Raw genomic sequence first — 23,189 nt, 5'->3', positions numbered from 1 at the left:
GTGGTATTTTGCTAACGCCGCCCGACCTGACGACAGATCAGAATCACCGGCAACAGCCCCACGGCAAGGATCACCAGCGAGGGCACCGCCGCCCCCTCAAGCCGCTCATCCGAGGCCAGCCGATAGGCCTGCACCGCCAGTGTATCAAAATTGAACGGACGCATGATCAGCGTGGCGGGCAGCTCTTTCATCACGTCGACAAAGACGATCAGCAGCGCGGTCAGCAACGAGGGCGTCAGGATCGGCAGATGCACCCGGCGCAGCGTGCCCAGCGGCGTCTGCCCCAGCGATCGCGCGGCAGCATCCATATTGGCGTGCACTGTGCTTTGACCGCCTTCATAGGCGCTCAACGCGGCGGCCAGAAAGCGCACCATATAAGCCGCGACCAGCAGCCAGATCGAACCGGTGACAAGCAACCCCGTGGAAACATCGAATGTCTGCCGCATCCACGCATCCAACGCATTGTCAAAGCTGGCAAACGGTACCATCAGGCCAACCGCAATCACCCCACCCGGCACCGCATAGCCCAACCGCGCGATGTAACCCGCCGTAGCCGCCGCCCGCCCCGGTCGCAACCGCTGAAAGAACCCCACGCAGATCGCCGCAAAAACCGTGATCACCGCCGCCGTTCCCGCCAGAATCAACGAGTTCTGGATGAACCCTACATAACGCCGCGACAGAAGGTTCTGTTCGGATTCCAGCCCCATTTGCACCAGAATGAACACCGGCAGCAAAAACCCCAACAGAACCGGCACGCCGCACAGGCACAGGGCCACCGCAGATTTCCAGCCCGTCAGCTCTGTTACCTGCAGTGCTGCGTGGCTTTTGCCGGCCTGATAGTATTTTGCCTTGCCCCGCTGGGTCCGTTCAATCACCGCAATGGCCAGTGCAAAGCCCAAAAGGCACAGCGCCAGCTGCGCCGCCGCCGCCCGGTCACCCATCGAAAACCAGCTTGTATAGATACCGGTGGCAAAGGTCTGCACACCGAAATAGGCTACGGTGCCGAAATCGGCGATGGTTTCCATGATGGCCAGCAGAACACCCCCTGCAATCGCCGGGCGCGCCATTGGCAACGACACTTGCCAGAAAGCCAGCCAGGGGCTTTTGCCCAGCGCCCTTGCGGCCAGAAAGGCCGTGGCGCTTTGTTGCAGGAACGCCGCCCGCGCCAGCAGATAGACGTAAGGATACAGCACAAGGATCAGCATCACCGCCGCACCCTCGGTGGAGCGTATCTCGGGGAACCAATAGCCGCGCGGTCCCCAGCCGGTCACGTCCCGCAAAGTCGCCTGAACGATTCCGGGATGGTCCAGCACGAAGGTATAGGCATAGGCCAGCACATAAGCCGGAAAGGCCAGCGGCAGAACCAGTGCCACCTCAAAAAGGCGCACACCGGGAAAGCGGGTCATCGTCACCAGCCACGCGGCACCCACACCGATGGCAAAGGTGCCAGCGGCCACCAGCACCACCAGAATAGCCGTCGTCAGCGCGTAACGCGGCAAAACCGTATCAAGCAGGTGCGAGATCGTATCCGTTCCGCCCGTCACTGCCGCCAGCACAACCGCCACCATCGGCAGCAAACAGGCCGCAGCCACCAGACAAGCCACGACAGCCAACAGTCGAGAGCCAAACGCACCCCGGTCGCGCGTTCCGTGTTCTGAAAGTTCGATATCGGCCATGTTTCCGCGTGTATCAGCCAAAGGCGCAAGGTCCGCCTTTAATTGACCAAAACGCTAAGAAACACCAGTGGGCGGGCGAACAAATCTGCGGCACTTTCTGCCGCAGACCCGTTTGGCATCACTCGTAAACCCGCTGATCTTCGATCACCAGACCATCCTTGGGCAGCGAGCCGGGGGCCACCACCTCGATCGCGCCTTTCAGTTTCAGAACCTCGGCCACGGACTTGGCATAGGCCATGTCATCGCCACGGGGGCTTTCGATCTGAACGGTCATGGTGTCCATCTCGCCCTGACGGGCGGCGATGACGCGGGCCTTGACGATTTCTTCGTGCTTGTCGACCAGCGCGGCCACCTGTTCGGGGCGCACGAACATACCCTTGATCTTGGTGGTCTGGTCGGCCCGGCCCATCCATCCCTTGATCCGCGCGTTGGTGCGGCCACAGGGCGAGTGCCCGGGCATGATGGCCGACAGATCGCCCGTGGCAAAGCGGATCAGCGGATAGTCAGGGTTCAACGAGGTCACGATGACCTCACCCACCTCACCCTCGGCCACGGGGGTTCCGGTGCCGGGGGTGACGATCTCAACGATGACATGTTCATCTATGATCATCCCCTCCATCGCGGGGCTTTCATAGGCGATATTGCCCAGATCAGCGGTGGCATAACACTGCAGGCAGGAAATCCCACGATCTGCATATTCCTGACGCAGCGACGGGAACAGTGCACCGCCACCAACAACGGCCGTCGAGAAATTCAGGGCAACGCCCATCTCATCGGCCTTGTCCAGAATGACCTTCAGGTAATCCGGCGTGCCGGCATAGGCCGAGCATCCTACATCGCGCGCGGCGGTCACCTGCAGCTCGGTCTGTCCCGTACCTGCGGGCAGCACGGCGGCCCCAACCGCCCGCGCGCCGCTTTCAAAGATCATCCCCGCCGGGGTCAGGTGATAGCCGAAACAGTTATGCACGATGTCACCCGGACCAATGCCCGCCGCATGCAGGAAGCGGCCCATGCGCCACCAGTCGGGATCGATGCTGCCGGGTTCATAGATCGGCCCCGGAGATTGAAACACATGGTGGAAATGCCGCGCAGGCGTGACCGTGAACCCCCCGAACGGAGGCCGCGTGGCCTGAGCCTGCGCCAGATCGGACTTGCGCAGCACCGGCAGTTTCACCAGATCGGCAACTGACTGGACGTCATCGATGCTGACCCCGGCCAGATGCGCCTGAAATCCCGGCGCAGATTGCGTCCGTTCAAGCTGCACCCGCAGCGCCTGCGCCTGATCGGCGGCGCGTTGATCGGCTGAACGGGTCTCGAGCGCGTCGTAATACTTGGTCATGACCAGATCCTCCATCCGCTTACAGCCACCTCTTGCGGCGACGGTACGAGCGCACATCGCGGAAGCTTTTGCGCCCTTCGTCGGACATGCCGAGATAGAATTCCTTGACGTCCGGGTTTTCGCGCAGGTCAGCTGCGGGGCCATCCATCACCACCCGACCCGATTCCAAGATGTAGCCGTAATGCGCGAACCTGAGCGCCACATTGGTGTTCTGTTCGGCCAGCAGGAAGGACACGCCCTCTTTCTCGTTCAGATCTTTCACGATGCCGAAAATCTCTTCGACCAGCTGCGGTGCAAGACCCATCGAGGGCTCGTCCAGCAGGATCGTTTCAGGCCGCGACATCAGCGCCCGGCCCATCGCAACCATCTGTTGCTCACCGCCCGAAGTGTAACCCGCCTGCGACCGGCGGCGTTCCTTGAGACGGGGGAAATACGTGTAGACCAGTTCAAGGTCCTGCTGAATCGCGGCATTCCCATCCTTGCGGGTATAGGCGCCGGTCAGAAGGTTCTCCTCGACCGTAAGATGCTCGAAACAATGGCGACCTTCCATCACCTGGATGACGCCCTTTTCCACCAGATCGGCGGGATCGCTTTCATGTACGCTGGTGCCACGATAGGTGATCGTTCCCTTGGTGACCTCGCCGCGTTCGGAATGCAGCAGGTTCGACACCGCCTTGAGCGTGGTCGTCTTACCGGCCCCGTTGCCGCCCAGCAGCGCGGTAATGCCCCCTTTGGGCACGGTCAGGCTGACACCTTTCAGAACCAGGATGACGTGGTTGTAGATCACCTCGATATTGTTGACCTCAAGCAGCGTCTCGGTCTGTACGTCGGTGGTTTGTGCTGCATCCAACATCAGCGCGTGTCCTCGTTCGACTGTGGGGGTCGGGGCGGCAGCAACCCGCCGCCCCGGTGTTCAAGTCACTGCGATCAGCAGCGCGGTTCGATGTTGTTCTCGGATGCGTAAGCAGACGAGTCCGCATCTATCAGCGGCTGGATGACATCCTGATCCGATTGCTTGAAGTCCGAGATCAGCGACCATGTTTTCGAAGATGCATCCCACTGGGTCACACCCACCAGGCCGTCACCGCCGTGATTGTTACAGGCGACCGAGAAGCTGGGGCCAAAGTTCGGCAGGCCAAGATCGGCCATCAGCGCCTCATCAATGACCAGAGCTTCCATGCCGTCACGCATCATTGACGAGTCGATCTCGGCCACGCCGTGCATCTCTTGCGCCTTTTTGGCGGCCTCTGCGACCAGCATCGCGGCATAGACACCCCGGTTGTACAGAACCGTACCGGGCTGATCCCCGGCCCCTGCCGACAGACCTTTGTCATAGACATAAGCCTGCAGGTCTTCGTAGATCGGATAGTCAGATCCCACATTGTGGAAGGTCAGCGCCTTGTATCCATTGGCGGCCTCACCCGCGGGCAAAACGTCGTTTTCCGAGCCCGACCACCAGACACCGATAAAGTTTTCCATCGGAAAGCGGATGTTCGCGGCCTCTTGCACCGCAACCTGGTTCATCACGCCCCAGCCCCACATCAGCACATAGTCGGGACGATCCCGGCGGATCTGCAGCCATTGCGATTTCTGCTCTTGACCCGGGTGATCAACCGGCAGGGCGACCAATTCGAAACCGTGCTTTTCGGACAGTTCCTCAAGCGTGCGGATCGGCTCCTTGCCATAGGCCGAGTTGTGATAGACCAGCGCGACTTTCTTGCCCGAAATGTCACCATCGTTCAGGTCCAGAATGTGGTTGATCGCACCGGATGCGCCATCCCAATAGTTGGCCGGGAAGTTGAACACCCATTCAAACACCGACCCGTTCTTGGCCGAGGTCCGGCCCAGACCCGAAGTCAGCATCGGGATCTTGTCGACGGCCAGTTTGGGGATCAACTGATAGGTGATCCCGGTCGACAGAGGCTGATAGACCAGCGCGCCGCTGTCCTTGGTTGCCTCATAGCACTCAACGCCTTTTTCGGTGTTATAGGCCGTCTCACACTCGGGCACGCTGACGGCAACGCCGCCAATCCCACCATCGCGTTCGTTCAGCAGGGTGAAATAGTCCGCGTAGCCATCCGCAAAGGGAATACCACCCGCCGCGTAAGGCCCGGTCCGATAGCTGAGCGACGGAAATACAAGGTCGGCCATGACCGGACCTGCCGCCATCAAGGCGCCCAGCGCCATGGTTGCCAGTTTCAATTTCATCGGGTGTCTCCTCCCTTGGTTGATCCGATGTTACGTTCGGGCTTGTACTGCCCGTTATCTGATTGGACCGGCCCCTTAGTGCGGGAACGGCCAGAGTCTGAGTTTCTCTTTCGCCACGCGCCACAGCTGCGCCAGACCATGTGGTTCAAGGATCAGGAACATGATAATCAGCCCGCCGACCACCACCAGATTCAGATGCGCCACAATATCCGTGGGCCAACCCAGCCAGTCGGCGCCTACAACTTTCAGCACCACCGGCAGCAGAACCAGAAAGGCGGCACCCGCGAATGAGCCAAAAATAGACCCTAATCCGCCGATAATGATCATGAACAGCACCAGGAAAGACTTCTGAATGCCAAAGACCTCTCCGACCTCGACCGCGCCCAGATAGACCGCAAAGAACAGCGCGCCCGAGATGCCAACAAAGAAGGAACTGACGGCAAAGGCAGTCAGTTTCGCCTTCAACGGGTTCACTCCGATGATCTCGGCGGCGATATCCATGTCACGGATCGCCATCCATGTCCGACCCGTGGTGCCGCGCGTCAGGTTACGCGCGATCACGGCACATAAGGCTAGGAAGATCAGGCAGAACAGATAGGTGGCCCAGGCAGGCGCATTCGGGCCAGTGATGATGATGCCGAACACGTCCCGTTCAGGCGCGTTGATCTGACCCGAGGCCGAATAGTTGTAGAACCACGGCACCCGGTTGAACAGCCACACCAGAAAGAACTGCGCCGCCAGCGTGGCCACCGCCAGATAGAACCCCTTGATCCGCAGGCTTGGCAGGCCAAACAGTACCCCGACCAGGGCCGTGACCCCGCCTGCCAAAATCACGTGAATGAACATGCTGACATCGGGGAAGGCGGTCATCAGCTTGTAACAGGCATAAGCCCCCACCGCCATGAACCCGCCGGTCCCCAGACTGACCTGCCCGCAATAGCCCACCAGAATGTTCAGCCCGATAGCGGCAATTGCATAAATCAGGAACGGCAGCAGCAGCGCATTGGCCAGATAATCGTTGATCAGAAACGGGACGATCCCAAACGCCACCGCCAGCACCACATAGTACCGGTACCGGTCGAACTTGATCGGGAAGGTCTGGCTGTCATCAATGTACGAGGTTTTGAAATCCCCGGCTTCACGATAGAACATGTCTTACTTTCCCCATTGTTCCTGCGCCCGGTTCCGGGCCTCAGTGTCCAGTTGGTTTGAGCCTTTGGCATATCCGCTCGCCTCGGACGCGCGGACCAGTTTCAGATAGGCCAGCATGCCCATGATCAGCCCGGCAAAGGCCAGAATCGCGGCGATGGTCAGCTGACCGTCAGTCAGATCGTCCGAGGTGAGGGCGATATATCCAAACGCCCAGAACCCGGCCCACGAGATGACGTTGATGATGGCGATGAGTTTGGTCATGCCCGCTAAACCCTCTCGATGATTTTCTCGCCGAACAGCCCCTGAGGCCGGAACACCAGAAAGATCAAGGCCAGCACATAGGCAAACCAATTCTCGGTCGCGCCGCCCACCAGCGGCCCGATGGCAAACTCGAACAGCTTCTCTCCCACGCCAATGATCAGCCCGCCCACGATGGCACCGGGGATCGAGGTGAAGCCGCCCAACATCAGCACCGGCAGTGCCTTGAGCGCGATCAGCGACAGCGAGAACTGAACACCCGATTTCGTGCCCCACATGATCCCCGCGACCAAGGCCACAAACCCGGCCACCGACCAGACCATCACCCAGATGAAGTTCAGTGAGATCCCCACTGACAATGCCGCCTGATGATCATCCGCCACCGCGCGCATCGCACGGCCCTGTTTCGTGTACTGGCTGAACGCGACCAGCGCAGCCACCAGCAGCGCCGCAATCACCGTCGCCACGATGTCCAGATTGTCGATGAAGAAGCCATAACCAAAGATGTTGAATGTGCTTTCATCGATCCACAGGTTGATGCCCTGCGGCAGGCCCACATCCAGCGTCTTGATCTCGGACCCCCACATCAGGTCGGCCACGCCCTCAAGCAGGTAGGCCAGACCAATGGTTGCCATGAACAGGATGATCGGCTCTTGCCCCACCAGATGGCGCATCACGAAACGCTGCACAGCCCATGCCAGCAAGACCATGACCGCCATCGTCAGAACAATCGCCAACAGCGCAGGCACGTTCCAGCCGAAATAGTGGATATGAGTGCCAAAGGTGGCGTTGATCAAATGGGAAAAGGGCACCTGACCATTCATGATCCCCACCAGGGTCATCGCCGCAAACAGGGCCATAACCCCCTGCGCATAATTGAAAATCCCCGAGGCCTTGTAAATCAGCACAAAGCCCAGCGCGACCAGCGCATACAACACCCCGGCCATCAGACCGTTGAGGATCACTTCCATCGCAAATACGAGTTGTTCAGGCATTGCACATCCTCCGCTCGGTCTGGTCGGCACAAGAAAATTCGACGAATTTTCTCAGCGTTGCGCCTGGATCAGTCATGGCTCACCCCCAGATAGGCGTCGATGACGTCCTGATTGCTGCGCACCTCATCCGGTGTGCCGTCGCCAATCTTCTTGCCGTAGTCCATCACGACAACCCGGTCACTCAGGTCCATCACCACGCCCATATCGTGTTCAATCAATGCGATGGTCGTGCCAAACTCATCATTCACATCGAGGATAAAGCGGCTCATGTCCTCTTTCTCTTCGACATTCATGCCCGCCATCGGCTCATCCAGCAGCAGCAGCTTGGGTTCCGCCGCCAGAGCACGAGCCAGTTCAACCCGTTTCTTCAACCCGTAAGGCAGGCGCGACACAGGCGTTTTGCGGATATGTTGAATCTCCAGAAAGTCGATGATCTTTTCCACCGCCTCGCGGTTTTCCACCTCTTCCGCCTCGGCCTTACCCTTCCACCACGCCTGCTGGAATATGTTGGTCTTCATATAGTTCAGCCGACCGGTCATCACGTTGTCCAAAACGCTCATACCCTCGAACAAAGCGATGTTCTGGAAGGTCCGCGCTATCCCCTGCCGCGCCACCTCATACGGGCGCAACGGCGGGCGCTTGGCACCATGGAACCAGACCTCGCCTTCCTGCGGGACGTAAAACCCAGAGATTACATTCAGCATCGAGGACTTACCCGCCCCGTTCGGCCCGATAATGGCGCGGATTTCACCCTCGCGAATGTCGAACGAAATATCCTTGATCGCCACCACACCACCAAAGCGCAGGGTGATGTTCTTCATCTCCATCACCACACCGCCGATCTTACGGCCGTCTTCGGTGACATATCCTTCGGAATTATCCAGCATCAGCCCCTCCCTGAGCTGCACAAAAACGGGATGGCGGGCGGGGCGATGACCGCAAGGTCGAGCGGCGCTCGGCACCCCATCATTCTGCCGCCATCTTCTGTGTGACCGGCACAACCGGTGCGTCCACGATCTGCAGCGTGGCCGAGATCGACCCTTTGCGCCCGTCTTCATAAGTCACTTCGGTCGTGGTCGAGACGCTCTCGGATCCGTCATACAACGCTGCGATAATGTCGCTGAACTTCTCTTCCACAAACCCGCGGCGCACCTTGCGGGTCCGGGTCATCTCACCATCATCCGCATCCAGTTCCTTGTGCAACACGACAAACCGGTGCACCTGGCAGCCTGACAACATCTCATCCGCAGCAACAGACTTGTTCACCTCTTCCACATGGGACCGAATGGTGTCCAATACCTGCGGATGCGCCGTCAGTTCCTGATAAGACCCATAAGCGACATTGTTGCGCTCGGCCCAGTTGCCCACCGCGGTCAGGTCGATATTGATGAAGGCCACACACCGATCCTTGCCATTGCCGAACAGCACGACCTCAAGAATGTCGGGAAAGAATTTCAGCTTGTTCTCGACATATTTGGGTGCGAACATCGACCCGTCCGCCATCTTGCCCACATCCTTGGCGCGGTCGATGATCCGCAGATGGCCGCTGTTTTCCTCGATAAACCCGGCATCGCCCGTGGCCACCCAGCCCTCGGCATCCTTGGTCGAAGCGGTTGAATCCGGGTTGTTGTAATATTCCACGAACACACCGGGTGAGCGATAGTGGATCTCGCCACTCTCGTCGATCTTCAGCTCAACCGCAGGCGCAGGTACACCCACCGTATCCGCACGTACCTCGCCATCGGGCTGCACGGTGATAAACACGGTCGCCTCGGTCTGGCCGTATAGCTGTTTCAGGTTGATGCCCAACGAGCGGTAGAAATCAAAAATCTCGGGCCCGATGGCCTCACCCGCCGTATAGCCAACACGGAAGCGGCCATAGCCCAGCGTATCCTTGAGCGGCCCATAGACCAGCATATTGCCCAGCGCGTATTTCATCCGGTCCATGGCGCCGACCGGTTTTCCGTCCAGCAGCAGACCGCCCACCTTCTTGGCGTGATCCATGAAGTGGCGGAACATGCGCTTCTTCAGCTTGCCCGCATCTTCCATCCGGATCATCACATTGGTCAGCTGGGTCTCGAACACGCGCGGCGGAGCGAAGAAATAGGTCGGCCCGATCTCGCGCAGGTCCGTCATCATCGTGTCGGCGCTTTCGGGGCAGTTCACGCAGAACCCGCACCAATAAGCCTGACCGATGGAAAAGATGAAATCGCCCACCCAGGCCATCGGCAGATAGGACAGGATGTCCTCATTCCGGGTCAGATGGTCGAACTCGGCCGAGTTCTTGGCGCTTTCGATCACGTTGCGGTTCGACAGCACCACACCCTTGGGCTTTCCGGTCGTGCCCGAGGTATAGAGCATCACGCAGGTATCGTCATAAGTGAGCGCCGCGATGCGCTTATCCAACTCGGCATCGAACCGCGCGTGACCCGCGCTGCCCTCGGCCATGATGTCGTCCAGCGCGTTCATCTGGCTGTGGTCATATTTCCGCATCCCGCGTTTGTCGGTATAGAGGATGTGTTTGACCTGATGCAGGTTCTCCTGAATCTCGATGACCTTATCGACCTGCTCCTGATCACCGCAGACGACGTATTTCGCGCCGCAGTGTTCCAGAACATAGGCCATCTCTTCGGCAACCGAGTCCTGATAGAGCGGCACCGGAACTGCGCCCACCATCTGCGCGGCCACCATCGACCAGTAATGCGCCGGACGGTTGCGGCCTATGACGGCGATGTGGTCGCCCTTTTCAACGCCGATCTCCAGAAACCCCAGCGCCAGCTTGCGCACCTCGGCGGCGGTTTGCGCCCAGGTCCAGCCTTGCCAGATCCCGAATTCCTTTTCCCGATAAGCCGGAGCGTCCCCGAACTGCGTCGCATTGCGGTGTAGCAGCGCCGGAAGGGAGTCCAACCCTTCAGCGCCCGATTGCGTCTGAGCCAATCTTTCTCTCCTCCCCACCCGACCCCTCCCCGGGCCGGAAATGGCGGGTTCGGGTCAGGCCCGAACGCCAATGCCCCGATTAAGAGACAGAGGCACGATCAGCGTCAAGTTTTGCCTGATGTTTTCTCAATTCTTACGAATTGTAACAGGGGTAAGGGCGGCTGTTTTGGAAGAGAAAGAGACACAGCATCCGAATACCAAATACCCAAAAAGAGCTTGTTCTAGTTGGTAGAAAACTACCAAGCACTTGTTAAATAGACAAAAACAACGCAACGTGGCGCCATTATCATTTTATAGAAAGTTCTAAGCTACTAATGTTGAAGAAAGCACTTCTACTTGGTCTCTTCTTTTTTGCATTGGTGATTTGCGCAGGTTACTTACTGCTGTTTCCTCCACTTCCAATCCCACCAGAAATCGGAAGAAACTTGCCCAACAGCTTTTCAGAAGCAAAGCAAGAGTTTGAACGGCGTGTAAAAGCCGAATTTCAACTACCTATCTCTGAAGACGAGCTCACCTCACGGTTGGAGGCCCAGGGATTTGTAGTCAATACAGACAATAACTTTGCCGTTTTTGAGAAACCCCGGTTTCTTTGCACATTCGTTTGGCGTGTTCATTGGGAGACTCAGGGCGCAAGCGTTTCAAGCCTCAGCACTGTTTACGGCGGTATTTGCGTGTGACGCAACCAATGCGGGGACTGCTCAAACCCTTGATCTAAAGTCCACTTACAACCAATCCCTTAAAATCGGGATCAGCGGGACGTCCGCCGCCGGCATCGGATAGTTCCGCAGGTCATTCGCGCGGACCCATTTCAGCGCCTGTCCTTCTTTGGACTGCGGAATGCCCTCCCATTTTCGGCAGGCAAAGAGCGGCATCAACAGGTGGAAGTCTTCATAGCTGTGGCTGGCAAAGGTCAGCGGTGCAAGGCAGGAGGCCCAGGTGTTGATGCCCAGTTCCTCTTCCAGCTCGCGGATCAGGGCGACCTCGGGGGTTTCGCCGGGTTCGACCTTGCCGCCCGGGAACTCCCACAGACCGGCCATGGACTTGCCCTCCGGGCGCTGCGCCAGCAACACCCGGCCTTCGACATCGATCAGGGCGACGGCCGACACCAGAACGGTCTTCATGAACGATAATCCGCGTTGATCTCGATATAGCCGTGGGTCAGGTCGCAGGTCCAAACGGTGGATGCGCCATCGCCCAGCCCCAGATCGACTGCGATCACAAGGTTCTGACCTTTCATGTATGCGGCAGCTTCTTCTTCGCGGTAATCGGGGCTGACCCAGCCTTTTTCGGCCACCAGAATATCGCCGAAAGAAATGCTCAGCAGGTCGCGATCCGCAGCCGCCCCTGATTTGCCGATGGCCATAACCACGCGGCCCCAGTTAGGGTCTTCGCCCGCAATCGCGGTTTTCACCAAGGGCGAGTTGGCAATCGCCAGACCATGCACCTTGGCGTCGGCATCCGTGGCGGCACCCGTCACACGAATTTCTACGAACTTCGTGGCGCCTTCACCGTCGCGCACAACTTGCTGCGCAAGGTCCAGCATCACCGTTTCCAGCGCCTGAGCAAAACCCGCGTTTCCGGTGGCATCCACGCCCGAGGCACCCGTAGCACACAAAAGCAAGCTGTCCGAGGTCGAGGTATCGCTGTCCACCGTGATGCAGTTGAACGTGCGATCCGTCTGCGCGCCCAGCATCGCCTGCAGCGCCGATTGCTCGACCTGCGCGTCGGTGAAGATGTAAACCAGCATCGTCGCCATATCCGGCGCGATCATGCCGGAACCCTTGGCAATCCCCGCAATAGAGACTGTTTTGCCATCAATCTCGACCTGCGCACTGGCCCCTTTCGGGAAGGTGTCGGTGGTCATGATCGCCCGCGCCGCGTCTTCGATGGCGTGACGGCTGAGGCCAGCCTTGAGCGTCTCAAGCTGCGAAACGATCCGGTCATGGGGCAGCGGCTCACCGATCACGCCGGTTGAGGCGGTAAAGACCCGCCCGACCGGAACGCCGGTGGCTTTGGACACGGCCTGTGTCACCTCGGCGACCGAGGTCTGCCCGTAATGCCCGGTGAACGCGTTGGCATTGCCGGAATTGACCAGAACGGCCGCCGGGCCATCGCTGGCCCCGCCGATCTTGTCCTGACAATCCAGCACGGGCGCGGCGCGGGTGGCCGAGCGGGTGAACACACCCGCCACAGATGTGCCCGGATCCAGCACCGCCAGCATCACATCCGTGCGACCCTGATAGCGCACGCCTGCCTCAACCGTGGCAAACCGCACACCATCTATGGCAGGCAAGTCGGGAAAGCCCGCCGGGGCCAGCGGAGAGACCTTGGTAATCGTGGCCACGGGGTTTACTCCTGAATCAGCTCGATCTGACGCAGTGCCTCGGGGCCTACGCCTTCGGGGGTCGGGCGTTCGATCTCGGCCGCTTGGGTCAGTTCATCGATGCGGGCCTGAATGACGTCCTGCTGCAGGGTCTGCGTCAGCTGGGCGCGCACCTGCTCCAGCGCGGGGGCCTCGGATTTGCGCTTGTCGTTCAGGGTGACAACGTGCCAGCCGAACTGGGTTTTGACCGGGTCCGAGACCTGACCTTTTTCCAGGCTCAGCACGGCGGCCTCAAATTCAGGCACCATCTGGCCAGTGCCGAACCAGCCCAGCTCACCCCCATTGGGGCCCGAGGGGCCGGTCGAATGCTCTTTGGCCAGCGTGGCAAAATCGGCGCCATCATCCAGCTGGGCCTTGAGGTCTTTGGCCTGATCTTCGGTTTCCACAAGGATATGGCTGGCGTTGAACTCATCCACACCTTCGAAATCCGCGTATTCTGCGTTATAGGCGTCCTGAATCACCTCATCCGTCAGTTCGGATTCGATCAGGGTGTTGACGGTCTGCACCGCGCGCAGCGACCGGGTTTCATTTTCAATGGCCAGCGTGTTGAGCGTGTTCAATGCGTCCTGCTGCTGACCCAGAAGCTGCTGCTGAATCAACTGGTCCAGGATCAGCTCGTACAACACGTCATCCTCGATCTGCTGATATTGCTCCGGCAGCGCCGCAGCGGTGGCGATGACGTGACCCAGCGTGATCTCTTCACCGTTCACACGGGCGACAACAGCACTTGGATCGGGCTGGGTTTCGGCGGCCAGCGGCAGGGCCATCACGGCAGCAAACGCCAGCGATGGCAGAAAAGTGAGGCCTTTGGGCATGGAATCATCCTATTTGTTTGCCGCGACAGGGCGCAGCGTTGACACTCTGGAACCTGCCGCTTACATCGCTTTGAAGCCTTGGACAGGGCCGCCTTTCTCCCCCCGTATCTATGGGTTGCGCGCAAGGTGGGCAAGCCTGTCGCAACCAAGACAAGAACAGATCCGCTGGAGTGAACATGCTGGGACTCGGAACGCTCGCCAAAAAGGTGTTCGGAACACCGAACGACCGCAAGATCAAGGCGACCCGCCCCCTGATCGACAAGATCAACGCGATGGAGCCCGAGTTCGAAAAGCTCACTGACGAAGGTCTGATCGAAAAGACCGAAGAATTGCGCAAACGCGCGCTGGACGGCGAAAGCCTGGACGACCTGCTGCCCGAGGCCTTTGCCAACGTCCGCGAAGGTGCCAAACGCGCGCTGGGTTTGCGCGCCTTTGACGTGCAGCTGATGGGCGGCGCCTTCCTGCATCAGGGTAACATCTCGGAAATGAAAACGGGTGAGGGCAAGACGCTGGTCGCCACCTTCCCCGCCTATCTGAACGCCTTGACCGGCAAGGGCGTGCACGTCGTCACGGTGAACGAATACCTGGCCAAGCGCGACTCGGAATGGATGGGTAAGGTGTTTGCCGCCCTCGGCATGACCACCGGCGTGATCTGGTCGGGCCAGCCCGATGCCGAAAAGAAGGCTGCCTATGGCTGCGACGTCACCTATGCCACCAACAATGAGCTTGGGTTCGACTATCTGCGCGACAACATGAAGGCCGATCTGGATCAGATTTACCAGAAATATCATAACTTTGCGATTGTGGACGAGGTTGACTCGATCCTGATCGACGAGGCGCGGACGCCGCTGATCATCTCGGGCCCGTCTCAGGACCGCTCGGACCTGTACACCGCGATTGATGCGCTGATCCCGACGCTGGCGGATGATCATTTCACGCTGGATGAAAAGTCGCGCAACGTGACCTTTACCGATGAAGGCAACGAGTTTCTGGAACAGCAGCTGATCGCAGCCGGGCTGATCCCCGAGGGGCATTCACTCTATGATCCCGAAAGCACCACGGTGGTGCATCACGTCAATCAGGGCCTGCGCGCGCATAAGCTGTTCACGCGCGACAAGGATTACATCGTCCGCGACGGCAACGTCATTCTGATCGATGAATTCACCGGCCGGATGATGCCGGGCCGCCGCATGTCCGAAGGTCTGCATCAGGCCATCGAGGCCAAGGAAGGCGTGCAAATTCAGCCCGAGAACGTGACGCTGGCCAGCGTGACCTTCCAGAACTATTTCCGCCTCTATGACAAGTTGGGCGGCATGACCGGCACCGCGCTGACCGAGGCCGAGGAATTTGCCGAAATCTACGGTCTGGGCGTGGTTGAGGTTCCGACCAACAAGCCAATCGCGCGTCTGGACGAAGACGATCAGGTCTATCGCACCGCAGGCGAGAAATACGGTGCGATGATCGAACAGACGAAAGAGGCGCAGGAAAAAGGTCAGCCGGTTCTGCTGGGCACCACCTCGATCGAGAAATCCGAACTGCTGAGCCATTTGCTGCAGAAAGAGGGTATCGAACACAATGTTTTGAACGCCCGCCAGCATGAGCAAGAGGCGCAGATCGTCGCCGATGCGGGCCGTCTGGGTGCGGTGACCATCGCCACCAACATGGCCGGTCGCGGCACCGACATTCAGCTGGGCGGCAATGTCGAGATGAAAGTCCTCAAGGCGCTGGCCGAAAACCCCGAGGCCGACCCCGCCGAGCTGCGCGCCGCGGAAGAAGCGAACCACGCCGAAGAGAAAGAAAAGGTGCTGGCCGCCGGTGGCCTATATGTGATGGCCTCTGAACGCCACGAAAGCCGCCGCATCGACAACCAGCTGCGCGGCCGCTCGGGCCGTCAGGGCGACCCGGGGCGGACGGTGTTCTACCTCAGCCTCGAAGACGATCTGATGCGTATCTTCGGCTCGGAACGGTTGGACAAGGTCCTGACTACGCTGGGCATGAAAGAGGGCGAGGCGATCGTCCACCCCTGGGTGAACAAATCGCTGGAACGCGCGCAATCCAAGGTCGAAGGCCGCAACTTTGACATGCGCAAGAACGTCCTGAAATTTGACGACGTGATGAACGATCAGCGGAAAGTGGTGTTCAGCCAACGGCGTGAGATCATGTCTGCCGATGATCTGTCCGAGATCGTGTCGGACATGCGCGAACAGGTGATCGACGATCTGATCGACGAATACATGCCGCCCAAATCCTATGCCGATCAGTGGGACACGGATGGCCTGCACGAGGCGATCAAGGACAAGCTGACCATCGACGCGCCAGTTCAGGACTGGGCCGCCGAAGAAGGCGTGGATGACGAACAGGTGCGTGAGCGTCTGGTCAACGCCGCAGATGAGATGATGGCGCAAAAGGCCGCTGCCTTTGGCCCCGAAAACATGCGCAACATCGAAAAGCAGGTTCTGCTGAACACCATCGACAGCAAATGGCGCGAGCACCTGCTGACGCTGGAGCATCTGCGCTCGGTCGTCGGGTTCCGCGGATACGCCCAGCGCGATCCGCTGAACGAATACAAGAACGAAAGCTTCCAGCTGTTCGAAAGCATGCTGGATTCTCTGCGCGAAACCGTGACTCAGCAATTGTCACGCGTGCGTCCGCTGACCGAAGAAGAGCAGCGCGAGATGCTGGCCCAGATGCAGGCGCAGCAAGAGCAGGCGCAAAAGTCGGTGGAACAGGCCACTGACCGCGCCGAGGCTGTGGCCGAGGCCGAAGCTTCGGGTGACCCGCTGCCCGGCTTTGACGAGAACGATCCCGACACATGGGGCAACCCGTCCCGCAATGACCGCTGCCCTTGCGGATCGGGCAAAAAATTCAAGCATTGCCACGGTCGCCTGACCTGACGTCAGGCACAAATCAGACACATTGAGTCCCCGCCACGGCCACATATTGGCCGTGTTTCACGATCAATATGCGACTCGCTCCTTCAACTGGGGAGGGTGTCTTGTTTGTCATAAAGAACTACGTGACCACCGGCGGCACTGTCGTTTGTGCGCTGGCTATTGGTTACCTGATGCAGAATGGAATCCCTGCGTGGTCGGACAATACGCAGGGCACTAAGGTTGCGACCATGGACCCGAACGCTGTTGTTCCCGGGCTTGAGGATATTGTTCTGACCTCAGCGACCCCTGCCCCGGACAGCGACGCAACAGGCACTGCCGCGCAGCGCAGACTGACACCCAGCCGGTCAGCCCCCTCTGACCACGCCGATTGCAAATTGCGGGCGCGTGCCTATGCCGCCCCGGGTGGCAGCGCCCGTCTGATCGTCAAAGCCCCCTGCCACGGAAATCAACGGATTGATGTGCATCACAGCGGCCTGACGGTCACACAACAGGCCGACGCAAACGGCACGCTCGACCTGACAATACCAGCCTTGTCGGAATACGCGATCTTTCTGATTTCCCTTGAGGATCAGAAAGGCACCGTCGCCACCACTCACATCCCCGACATCAGCCAGTATTCCCGCGTGGCCCTGCAGTGGCAGGGTGAGACCGATCTGCAGATCCACGCCCTGGAATTTGGCGCCAATTATGGAGAGGCGGGTCATGTCTCAGCCGGGTCTGACGACGGCACCGGCAGCGTGGTGCGCCTGTCGAACACCACGTTCAACGATGCCCGCAACCTCGAGGTTTACTCGTTCCCGATTGCGCAATCACATCAATCGGGCCAGATCCAGCTAACGGTCGAGGCCGAGGTGACCCAGACCAATTGCGGTCGCAGCCTGAGTGTTCAATCCCTGCAACTGGGTGCAGATCAAAGCCTGCAATCGCGCGATCTGACCCTGAGCTTTCCGGATTGTACGCAATCCGGTGAGTTTCTGGTGTTGAATAATCTGCTTCAAAACCTGACAATCGCGGCCAAATAGAACCGCAGGCAGGCTTGACCCTCTTATGACATTTTTCCGTGTGGCCGCCGCCGCACTGTTGACGGCAATATCCACAACCTCGCTGCAGGCGCAGGACATCACCCTGACCTCGCATGATGGCAAGGTCGAGGTGACTGGCACTCTGCTGGGCTTTGACGGTGAATTCTACCGCGTCGACACGCAATTCGGTGAGCTGACGGTCGACGGCTCGGGCGTGACCTGTGATGGACCCGCCTGCCCCAGCCTTACCGATTTCGTGGCCGAGCTGCGCCTGTCCGGGGCATCCGCGATGGCCGAAACCGTCATGCCCGCATTGCTAAGGGCTTTTGCCCGGCACGAGGGGCTGTCGGTTGAACACGACAGCACCGGTTCAGTCTACGAGCTTTACCAAAACGGCCGCGCCACCCCCCTTGGACGGTTTTCCTTTGAAATCGGTACCACAAGCGGTGGCTTCGCCGATCTAATCGACGACAAGACAGATATCGTTTTGGCCCTGCGAGAAGTCCGCGCCGAGGAAAATGATGCTGCCCTCGCCGCCGGTCAGGGCGATCTGAACCATCCCCGCCGGTCGCGGGTGGTCGCGCTGGATGCGCTGGTGCCCATTGTGTCACCGGGCAATCCGGTGCCGCATATATCGCTGGCCGATCTGGTCCTTGTGCTATCGGGTGAGATCGACAACTGGTCTGCCCTTGGGGGCCCTGACGCTCCCATTGCGCTGCATCTTCCCGATACCGAATCCGGACTGGCGCAAGATGTCGAGGATCGCCTGCTGGGCCCCGCGGATACCGCATTGACCGCCAAGGTCACCCGGCACATGCGCGGCAGCGAACTGGTGCGCGATGTGGCCGATGATCCCTTTGCCATCGGTCTTGCCAGCCAAGCCGAGGCGCGTGCCGCCCGTGCCCTGCCATTGGCCGGGGGCTGCGGCCATGTCCTGATCGCCAACAGGCAAACGATCAAGACCGAGGATTACCCCCTGACTTCGCCCATGTTCCTCTACCTGCCTGACCGCCGCCTGCCCCGGATCGCCCGCCAGTTCCTGGCCTATACCCAAAGCCCCGAGGCGCAATTGGCCATCCGTGACGCGGGCTTTGTCGATCAGGCCCCCGAAACGCTGCCCATCGACCTTCAGGGCAACCGGTTTGCAAATGCCGTCGCCTCGGGCGGGTCCGAGGTTGGGCTGGACGAATTGCAACGCATGGTGACCACCCTGCGCCCCTTGTCGCGACTGTCGCTGTCCTTCCGGTTCGAGGCAGGATCCTCCCGCCCTGACGCGCAATCCCGGTCCAACATCCTGCACCTGGCCCAACAGCTTGAGGCCGGAACTCTGGACGCTCGCAAACTGCTTTTCGTCGGGTTCAGTGATGGGGACGGGGCCGCCGCCTCAAACGCGCGGATTTCCCTGCTGCGCGCCAAAACCGTGCGCAATGCCGTTCTGGCCGCCGTGGAAACTGCCATCCCTGATAGTATCACGCTGGATGTCGACGGCTTTGGCGAAGCCATGCCCATGGCCTGCGACGACACCGAATGGGGCCGCAAAATCAACCGCCGCGTCGAGATTTGGGTGCAATAACCCCATCTTCTTCTCATTTAATGCACGGTCGGTGTGAATTGGCCTGAAAGGACAAAAGGGGGCAACGCCCCTACAAATATCCCTCTGACCGAAAGCTCAACTCGTTCGATTTGCCTATGATCAAATGGTCATGCAGGGTCAGGCCCAACGCCAGACAGGCATCCTGGATCCGGTTGGTCATATCGATATCCGATTGCGAGGGCGTGGGATCGCCCGACGGGTGGTTGTGCACCACGATCAGCGCCGAAGCGTTCAGCTCCAGCGCGCGTTTCGCCACTTCGCGCGGATAAACCGGCACGTGATCGACAGTCCCCTTGGCCTGCTCCTCATCCGCGATCAACACGTTCTTGCGGTCGAGATAGAAAACACGAAATTGCTCGGTCTCCCGATGGGCCATTGTCGTATGGCAGTAATCCAGCAACGCATCCCAGCCCGAGATCACATGCCGCTGCATCACCCGCGCGCGGGCCATGCGGTGGGCGCAGGCCTCAAGGATTTTCAGATCGGTGATGACTGTATCGCCCACGCCCTTGATCTGGCGCAGCCGGTCTTCGGGCGCGGTCAACACCCGGTTGAAATCCCCGAACGTGTCCATCAGCGCCCGCGCCAACGGTTTCACATCCTGCCGGGGGATCGATCGGAACAGGACCAGCTCCAACAGCTCATAATCCGGCATCGCGGCAGACCCGCCGGACATGAACCTTTCGCGCAACCGCTTGCGGTGGTCTTTGATATAGGAGGGCAATCGACCAGACGGCAGCGGCTGCGCGGGCGCTTCATCCGTTTCAAACAGCATGGGGGCTTCGGCAAAGGCGTCTTTGGTCATGGCCTCACCCTGACGCAGAATCGGTTTCCGAATGGTTAACGCCCCTCACCCGCCATGCGCACCGTGGCGCGGCGAATGGTCAGATGCAGCAGGATGGAAAATACCCCCAAGGTCAGCATCGCGGCAAACATCAGATCGGTCTTGGCGCGCCCATTGGCCAACAACATCAGATAGCCAAGTCCTTTGGACGATCCGACCCATTCACCAATCACCGCCCCGATCGGCGCATAAACCGCCGCCAGCCGCATCCCGGATGCCAGCGAGGGCAGCGCCGCCGGAATGCGGATATGCCACAGCACAGCGCGCGGGCTGGCCTGCATGGTGCGGGCAAGGTCCAGATAACCCGGCGGCGTGCGCATCAAACCGTCAAAGAAGGACGAGGTGATCGGGAAATAGATGATCAGAACCGCCATCGCGACCTTGGACCACAACCCATAGCCCAGCCACAGCGTCAACAGCGGCGCCAGCGCAAAGACCGGCAGCGCCTGAGTAAAGACCAGCATGGGCTGCACCAACACCCGCGCGGCCCGCGAATTGGCCAGCTGTAACGCGGTGATCACGCCCAGCACCGTGCCGACGGCCAGACCGATCACCACCTCGACCGCCGTGATCCATGTGTGTTCGGCAATCAACCAGCGGTTCTGCCACCATGTTTCGGCCACCAAAGCCGGGCCGGGCAGTATGAACCTGGGCAAGCCCGTCAGGCTGACAATCGCCTGCCAGAGCGCGACGGCAAAGACGGTCGCTGCAAGGCCCGAAAGAAGTTTCATGCCGCCTCTCTCAGCAAACGCAGCAACGCGCCCTGCGTTTCCAGCGTTTCCAGATCATCCACATGGCGCGGGGCCGGGGCTGAGGGTGGATTGCACGCAGTCAAGCCTTGCGCGGTCATCACCACGATGGATTGGCCCAACCGCGCGGCCTCGGCCGGGTCATGGGTCACCAGCAAGACGGTGCGTCCCGCCAGCGCCTCGGCCGCAAGGTCCTGCATGTCAGCGCGTGTTCTGGCATCAAGGGCCGAGAACGGCTCATCCAGCAAAACAATCGGGCGATCCTCCATTAACGTGCGCGCCAAGGCAACGCGCTGGCGTTGGCCGCCTGAAAGCTCGCCGGGTTTCTTGCCCATATGGTCCTGCAACCGCATCCGTTCGATCAGACGGTCCCTGCAGACCAGATCGGGTCTTTCGCCCCGCAGACGTGCGCCCAGAGACACATTCTGCGCCACCGTCGCCCAAGGCAGCAGCAGGTCATCCTGCGCCATGTAAGCGACCCGGTTTGGGACTGGCTGCGCATCACTGGCGACGATCTGCCCGTTGAAGTCTGCGCCCGTCTCCAGCCCGGCAATCAGGCGCAGAACGGTGGTTTTCCCCACACCTGACCCGCCCAGCAGGCACGTCCACTGCCCCGTCGCAAGGGTCAGGGTCAACGGCGCGAACAAAGGTGCGCCGTTGATTGTGGCTGAACCGCTGATGGTCAGGTCAGGCGCTTGCGTCACGGGGTCAGGCCCATCTGCCAGAAATTGACCTCAAGCTCGGTTGCTGTGCGGAAGGTCCGGCATAGACGGTCCCAACGCGTAGAGGCTTCAAATTCAACCCCAATTCGCCGTGTTAGAGCCGAATCTAATAGATCTCCAACCGCCTGACATGCGCCCTGGTAGTCATCACTGGCATAGGTGTTGATCCAGTCGCGATAGGTCTCTGATGTGGCCTCAGAGGCGAGCCGTGCGCCGATCTCACCATAGCCCATGACGCAGGGTGCCAGGGCCGCCAGAAGGTCCAGCAAATCTCCACTATACCCGGCCTCAAGCACGAACCGCGTATAGGCCAGATTTTCGGCCCGTTCTGGGGTTGCGAACAACTCCTCCTGCGAAATCCCGGCCGCTTCGCAAATGCCGATATGCAGCTGCATTTCCTCGGCGACCAATGCGTTCACCGTGCCCACAGCCGTCAGCATTTCCGCATGCGTTTCCGATTTCACCACCGCCAGCGCCCAGGCCCGCGAGAAATGGATCAGGAACACGTAATCCTGCCGCAGATAATGCAGGAACGCGGCGCGCGGGAGGGTTCCATCCCCCAACCCTTGGACAAAGGCGTGGCGGGTATAATCCCGCCACGGCCCCTGCGCCGCGTCGCGCATCAGCGCGAAAGCTTTGCCATATCCGCTCATTGCGCGGTCACATCAATGGCGATGTCGCTGACCGGGTTCAGGCTGTCGATCATGCCACTGTCTTTCAGGAATGCCTCGAACCGAGCATAGCGACCGGCATCAAACCCCGCCGGGCGCAGGGCGAAACGGGGCAGCGTGTCGACCCAGGCGCGAGCGTTCAGCTCATCCTGCAACTCGGGTGAGGTGTTGGCAAAAATCTCCCAGCTTTCCTGAGGGTTGTTCACGATGAACTGAGTCGCCTTTTCAGTCGCGGCCAGAAAACGCGCCACTTTGTCGGTGTCCATCGTGTCCGGGTTCGCCACATAGATCAGCTCATCATAGGGCGGCACGCCTTCTTCCTCGATATAGAAGCAGCGGCCCGCGACACCTTCGATATCCATCTGGTTCAGTTCAAAGTTACGGAAGGCCCCGATCACCGCGTCCACCTGACCGCTCATCAAAGAAGGCGAGAGCGAAAAGTTGACGTTGATCAATTCAATATCATCCAACGCGACGCCATGCGTGTTCAACATGGCCGACAGCACTGCCTCTTCGACACCAGCGACCGAGAAGCCGATCTTTTTGTCCTTGAGGTCGGCCAGAGTTTTGATCGGCCCGTCCTCAAGTACCAGCAGGCAGCTCAGAGGCGTGGCAACCAGCGTGCCAACGCGTTTCAGGGGCAGGCCTTCGTGGATTTGCAGGTGCAGCTGGGGCTGATAGGACACCGCCAAATCCGCCTGACCGGCGGCCACAAGGCGCGGCGGGGCCGACGGATCGGCAGGCGGGATGATTTCAACCTCAAGCCCCTCATCCGCGAAATACCCGTTTTCCTGCGCCACGATGATGGGGCCGTGATCGGGGTTGACGAACCAGTCCAGCAGAACGGTCATCTTATCCTCGGCCCAGGCAGGCGCGGCGGCCAGCAGGGCGATGGCTGTCATCAGTTTCTTCATATCTCGCGGGTCCTTT

The 23,189-nt window shown here is 59.8% G+C and carries 21 protein-coding genes; 4 read left to right on the top strand and 17 right to left on the bottom strand.

Translation table 11 applies throughout. From position 1 onward, the window contains the following. Positions 1-11: 11 nt before the first annotated feature. The 9 genes from ACRZ94_RS10695 to ACRZ94_RS10655 all read right to left on the bottom strand — a co-directional run bounded on the left by ACRZ94_RS10695 (position 12) and on the right by ACRZ94_RS10655 (position 10,565). Entirely contained in the window at positions 12-1,676 is a 1,665-nt protein-coding gene (locus tag ACRZ94_RS10695) for an ABC transporter permease (protein WP_480653925.1), read from the bottom strand. A gap of 118 nt (positions 1,677-1,794) precedes the next feature. Continuing rightward, on the bottom strand, positions 1,795-3,015 hold the full coding sequence (locus ACRZ94_RS10690) for a phenylacetate--CoA ligase family protein (RefSeq protein WP_480653104.1): 1,221 nt from the start codon (positions 3,013-3,015) through the stop codon (positions 1,795-1,797). Between the two features lie 19 nt (positions 3,016-3,034). Beyond that, entirely contained in the window at positions 3,035-3,868 is an 834-nt protein-coding gene (locus tag ACRZ94_RS10685; RefSeq protein ID WP_480653102.1) for an ABC transporter ATP-binding protein, read from the bottom strand. Positions 3,869-3,942: 74 nt separating this feature from the next. Next, positions 3,943-5,223 (bottom strand): ABC transporter substrate-binding protein, encoded by a 1,281-nt coding sequence (locus ACRZ94_RS10680; protein ID WP_480653100.1) that lies wholly within the window; start codon positions 5,221-5,223, stop codon positions 3,943-3,945. A gap of 75 nt (positions 5,224-5,298) precedes the next feature. After that, the gene (locus ACRZ94_RS10675; RefSeq protein ID WP_480653098.1) at positions 5,299-6,375 is read right to left on the bottom strand and encodes a branched-chain amino acid ABC transporter permease; all 1,077 of its coding nucleotides are present in this window, start codon (positions 6,373-6,375) and stop codon (positions 5,299-5,301) included. 3 nt (positions 6,376-6,378) lie between these two features. After that, positions 6,379-6,636, bottom strand: coding sequence for a hypothetical protein (locus ACRZ94_RS10670; protein ID WP_480653096.1), 258 nt, complete (start codon positions 6,634-6,636; stop codon positions 6,379-6,381). A gap of 5 nt (positions 6,637-6,641) precedes the next feature. Then, complete coding sequence (locus tag ACRZ94_RS10665; protein ID WP_480653094.1) at positions 6,642-7,628, bottom strand: branched-chain amino acid ABC transporter permease; 987 nt, start codon at positions 7,626-7,628, stop codon at positions 6,642-6,644. 68 nt (positions 7,629-7,696) lie between these two features. Next, on the bottom strand, positions 7,697-8,515 hold the full coding sequence (locus tag ACRZ94_RS10660) for an ABC transporter ATP-binding protein (protein WP_480653092.1): 819 nt from the start codon (positions 8,513-8,515) through the stop codon (positions 7,697-7,699). A gap of 79 nt (positions 8,516-8,594) precedes the next feature. Continuing rightward, entirely contained in the window at positions 8,595-10,565 is a 1,971-nt protein-coding gene (locus ACRZ94_RS10655; protein ID WP_480653090.1) for an AMP-binding protein, read from the bottom strand. A 314-nt stretch (positions 10,566-10,879) separates the two neighbouring features. On the opposite strand from ACRZ94_RS10655, the gene ACRZ94_RS10650 reads away from it, so the two are divergent. Then, on the top strand, positions 10,880-11,242 hold the full coding sequence (locus ACRZ94_RS10650) for a hypothetical protein (protein ID WP_480797315.1): 363 nt from the start codon (positions 10,880-10,882) through the stop codon (positions 11,240-11,242). 45 nt (positions 11,243-11,287) lie between these two features. On the opposite strand, the gene mutT is transcribed toward ACRZ94_RS10650, so the two are convergent. From mutT to ACRZ94_RS10635, 3 genes are read right to left on the bottom strand one after another with little or no spacing between them, the layout of a single operon-like run. Next, a complete protein-coding gene (mutT, locus tag ACRZ94_RS10645) occupies positions 11,288-11,686 on the bottom strand; it encodes an 8-oxo-dGTP diphosphatase MutT (RefSeq protein WP_480653086.1) in 399 nt (132 codons plus the stop codon). Then, positions 11,683-12,909 (bottom strand): bifunctional glutamate N-acetyltransferase/amino-acid acetyltransferase ArgJ, encoded by a 1,227-nt coding sequence (gene argJ / locus ACRZ94_RS10640; protein WP_480653084.1) that lies wholly within the window; start codon positions 12,907-12,909, stop codon positions 11,683-11,685. The genes mutT and argJ overlap by 4 nt, the downstream gene beginning before the upstream one ends. A 5-nt stretch (positions 12,910-12,914) precedes the next feature. Beyond that, a complete protein-coding gene (locus ACRZ94_RS10635) occupies positions 12,915-13,763 on the bottom strand; it encodes a peptidylprolyl isomerase (protein ID WP_480653083.1) in 849 nt (282 codons plus the stop codon). Between the two features lie 176 nt (positions 13,764-13,939). Here ACRZ94_RS10635 and secA point away from each other — a divergent pair, with 176 nt between their 5' ends. The 3 genes from secA to ACRZ94_RS10620 all read left to right on the top strand — a co-directional run bounded on the left by secA (position 13,940) and on the right by ACRZ94_RS10620 (position 19,252). Next, the gene (gene secA / locus ACRZ94_RS10630) at positions 13,940-16,657 is read left to right on the top strand and encodes a preprotein translocase subunit SecA (protein WP_480653081.1); all 2,718 of its coding nucleotides are present in this window, start codon (positions 13,940-13,942) and stop codon (positions 16,655-16,657) included. A 101-nt stretch (positions 16,658-16,758) separates the two neighbouring features. Continuing rightward, entirely contained in the window at positions 16,759-17,679 is a 921-nt protein-coding gene (locus tag ACRZ94_RS10625) for a hypothetical protein (RefSeq protein ID WP_480797314.1), read from the top strand. Between the two features lie 25 nt (positions 17,680-17,704). Continuing rightward, a complete protein-coding gene (locus tag ACRZ94_RS10620) occupies positions 17,705-19,252 on the top strand; it encodes a phosphate ABC transporter substrate-binding/OmpA family protein (RefSeq protein ID WP_480797313.1) in 1,548 nt (515 codons plus the stop codon). Between the two features lie 70 nt (positions 19,253-19,322). On the opposite strand, the gene radC is transcribed toward ACRZ94_RS10620, so the two are convergent. From radC to ACRZ94_RS10595, 5 genes are read right to left on the bottom strand one after another with little or no spacing between them, the layout of a single operon-like run. Further along, the gene (radC, locus tag ACRZ94_RS10615; protein ID WP_480797312.1) at positions 19,323-20,078 is read right to left on the bottom strand and encodes a RadC family protein; all 756 of its coding nucleotides are present in this window, start codon (positions 20,076-20,078) and stop codon (positions 19,323-19,325) included. Positions 20,079-20,113: 35 nt separating this feature from the next. Next, complete coding sequence (locus ACRZ94_RS10610) at positions 20,114-20,848, bottom strand: ABC transporter permease (RefSeq protein WP_480653076.1); 735 nt, start codon at positions 20,846-20,848, stop codon at positions 20,114-20,116. Beyond that, positions 20,845-21,570 (bottom strand): ABC transporter ATP-binding protein, encoded by a 726-nt coding sequence (locus ACRZ94_RS10605; protein WP_480653074.1) that lies wholly within the window; start codon positions 21,568-21,570, stop codon positions 20,845-20,847. Before ACRZ94_RS10605 ends, ACRZ94_RS10610 begins: the two co-directional genes overlap by 4 nt. After that, the gene (gene tenA / locus ACRZ94_RS10600) at positions 21,567-22,241 is read right to left on the bottom strand and encodes a thiaminase II (protein WP_480797311.1); all 675 of its coding nucleotides are present in this window, start codon (positions 22,239-22,241) and stop codon (positions 21,567-21,569) included. The genes ACRZ94_RS10605 and tenA overlap by 4 nt, the downstream gene beginning before the upstream one ends. Beyond that, on the bottom strand, positions 22,238-23,173 hold the full coding sequence (locus ACRZ94_RS10595) for an ABC transporter substrate-binding protein (protein ID WP_480797310.1): 936 nt from the start codon (positions 23,171-23,173) through the stop codon (positions 22,238-22,240). Before ACRZ94_RS10595 ends, tenA begins: the two co-directional genes overlap by 4 nt. Between the last annotated feature and the right edge of the window lie 16 nt (positions 23,174-23,189).

It is taken from the genome of Ruegeria sp. CH10 (assembly GCF_056537125.1).
This window is presented reverse-complemented; position numbering and strand designations above follow the sequence as displayed.

What these genes read in the sequence shown, in the direction of transcription:
- ACRZ94_RS10695 (WP_480653925.1), bottom strand. Translation starts at nt 1,676, where the DNA reads ATGGCCGATATCGAACTTTCAGAACACGGAACGCGCGACCGGGGTGCG.
- ACRZ94_RS10690 (WP_480653104.1), bottom strand. Translation starts at nt 3,015, where the DNA reads ATGACCAAGTATTACGACGCGCTCGAGACCCGTTCAGCCGATCAACGC.
- ACRZ94_RS10685 (WP_480653102.1), bottom strand. Translation starts at nt 3,868, where the DNA reads ATGTTGGATGCAGCACAAACCACCGACGTACAGACCGAGACGCTGCTT.
- ACRZ94_RS10680 (WP_480653100.1), bottom strand. Translation starts at nt 5,223, where the DNA reads ATGAAATTGAAACTGGCAACCATGGCGCTGGGCGCCTTGATGGCGGCA.
- ACRZ94_RS10675 (WP_480653098.1), bottom strand. Translation starts at nt 6,375, where the DNA reads ATGTTCTATCGTGAAGCCGGGGATTTCAAAACCTCGTACATTGATGAC.
- ACRZ94_RS10670 (WP_480653096.1), bottom strand. Translation starts at nt 6,636, where the DNA reads ATGACCAAACTCATCGCCATCATCAACGTCATCTCGTGGGCCGGGTTC.
- ACRZ94_RS10665 (WP_480653094.1), bottom strand. Translation starts at nt 7,628, where the DNA reads ATGCCTGAACAACTCGTATTTGCGATGGAAGTGATCCTCAACGGTCTG.
- ACRZ94_RS10660 (WP_480653092.1), bottom strand. Translation starts at nt 8,515, where the DNA reads ATGCTGGATAATTCCGAAGGATATGTCACCGAAGACGGCCGTAAGATC.
- ACRZ94_RS10650 (WP_480797315.1), top strand. Translation starts at nt 10,880, where the DNA reads ATGTTGAAGAAAGCACTTCTACTTGGTCTCTTCTTTTTTGCATTGGTG.
- mutT (WP_480653086.1), bottom strand. Translation starts at nt 11,686, where the DNA reads ATGAAGACCGTTCTGGTGTCGGCCGTCGCCCTGATCGATGTCGAAGGC.
- ACRZ94_RS10635 (WP_480653083.1), bottom strand. Translation starts at nt 13,763, where the DNA reads ATGCCCAAAGGCCTCACTTTTCTGCCATCGCTGGCGTTTGCTGCCGTG.
- secA (WP_480653081.1), top strand. Translation starts at nt 13,940, where the DNA reads ATGCTGGGACTCGGAACGCTCGCCAAAAAGGTGTTCGGAACACCGAAC.
- ACRZ94_RS10620 (WP_480797313.1), top strand. Translation starts at nt 17,705, where the DNA reads ATGACATTTTTCCGTGTGGCCGCCGCCGCACTGTTGACGGCAATATCC.
- radC (WP_480797312.1), bottom strand. Translation starts at nt 20,078, where the DNA reads ATGACCAAAGACGCCTTTGCCGAAGCCCCCATGCTGTTTGAAACGGAT.
- ACRZ94_RS10610 (WP_480653076.1), bottom strand. Translation starts at nt 20,848, where the DNA reads ATGAAACTTCTTTCGGGCCTTGCAGCGACCGTCTTTGCCGTCGCGCTC.
- tenA (WP_480797311.1), bottom strand. Translation starts at nt 22,241, where the DNA reads ATGAGCGGATATGGCAAAGCTTTCGCGCTGATGCGCGACGCGGCGCAG.
- ACRZ94_RS10595 (WP_480797310.1), bottom strand. Translation starts at nt 23,173, where the DNA reads ATGAAGAAACTGATGACAGCCATCGCCCTGCTGGCCGCCGCGCCTGCC.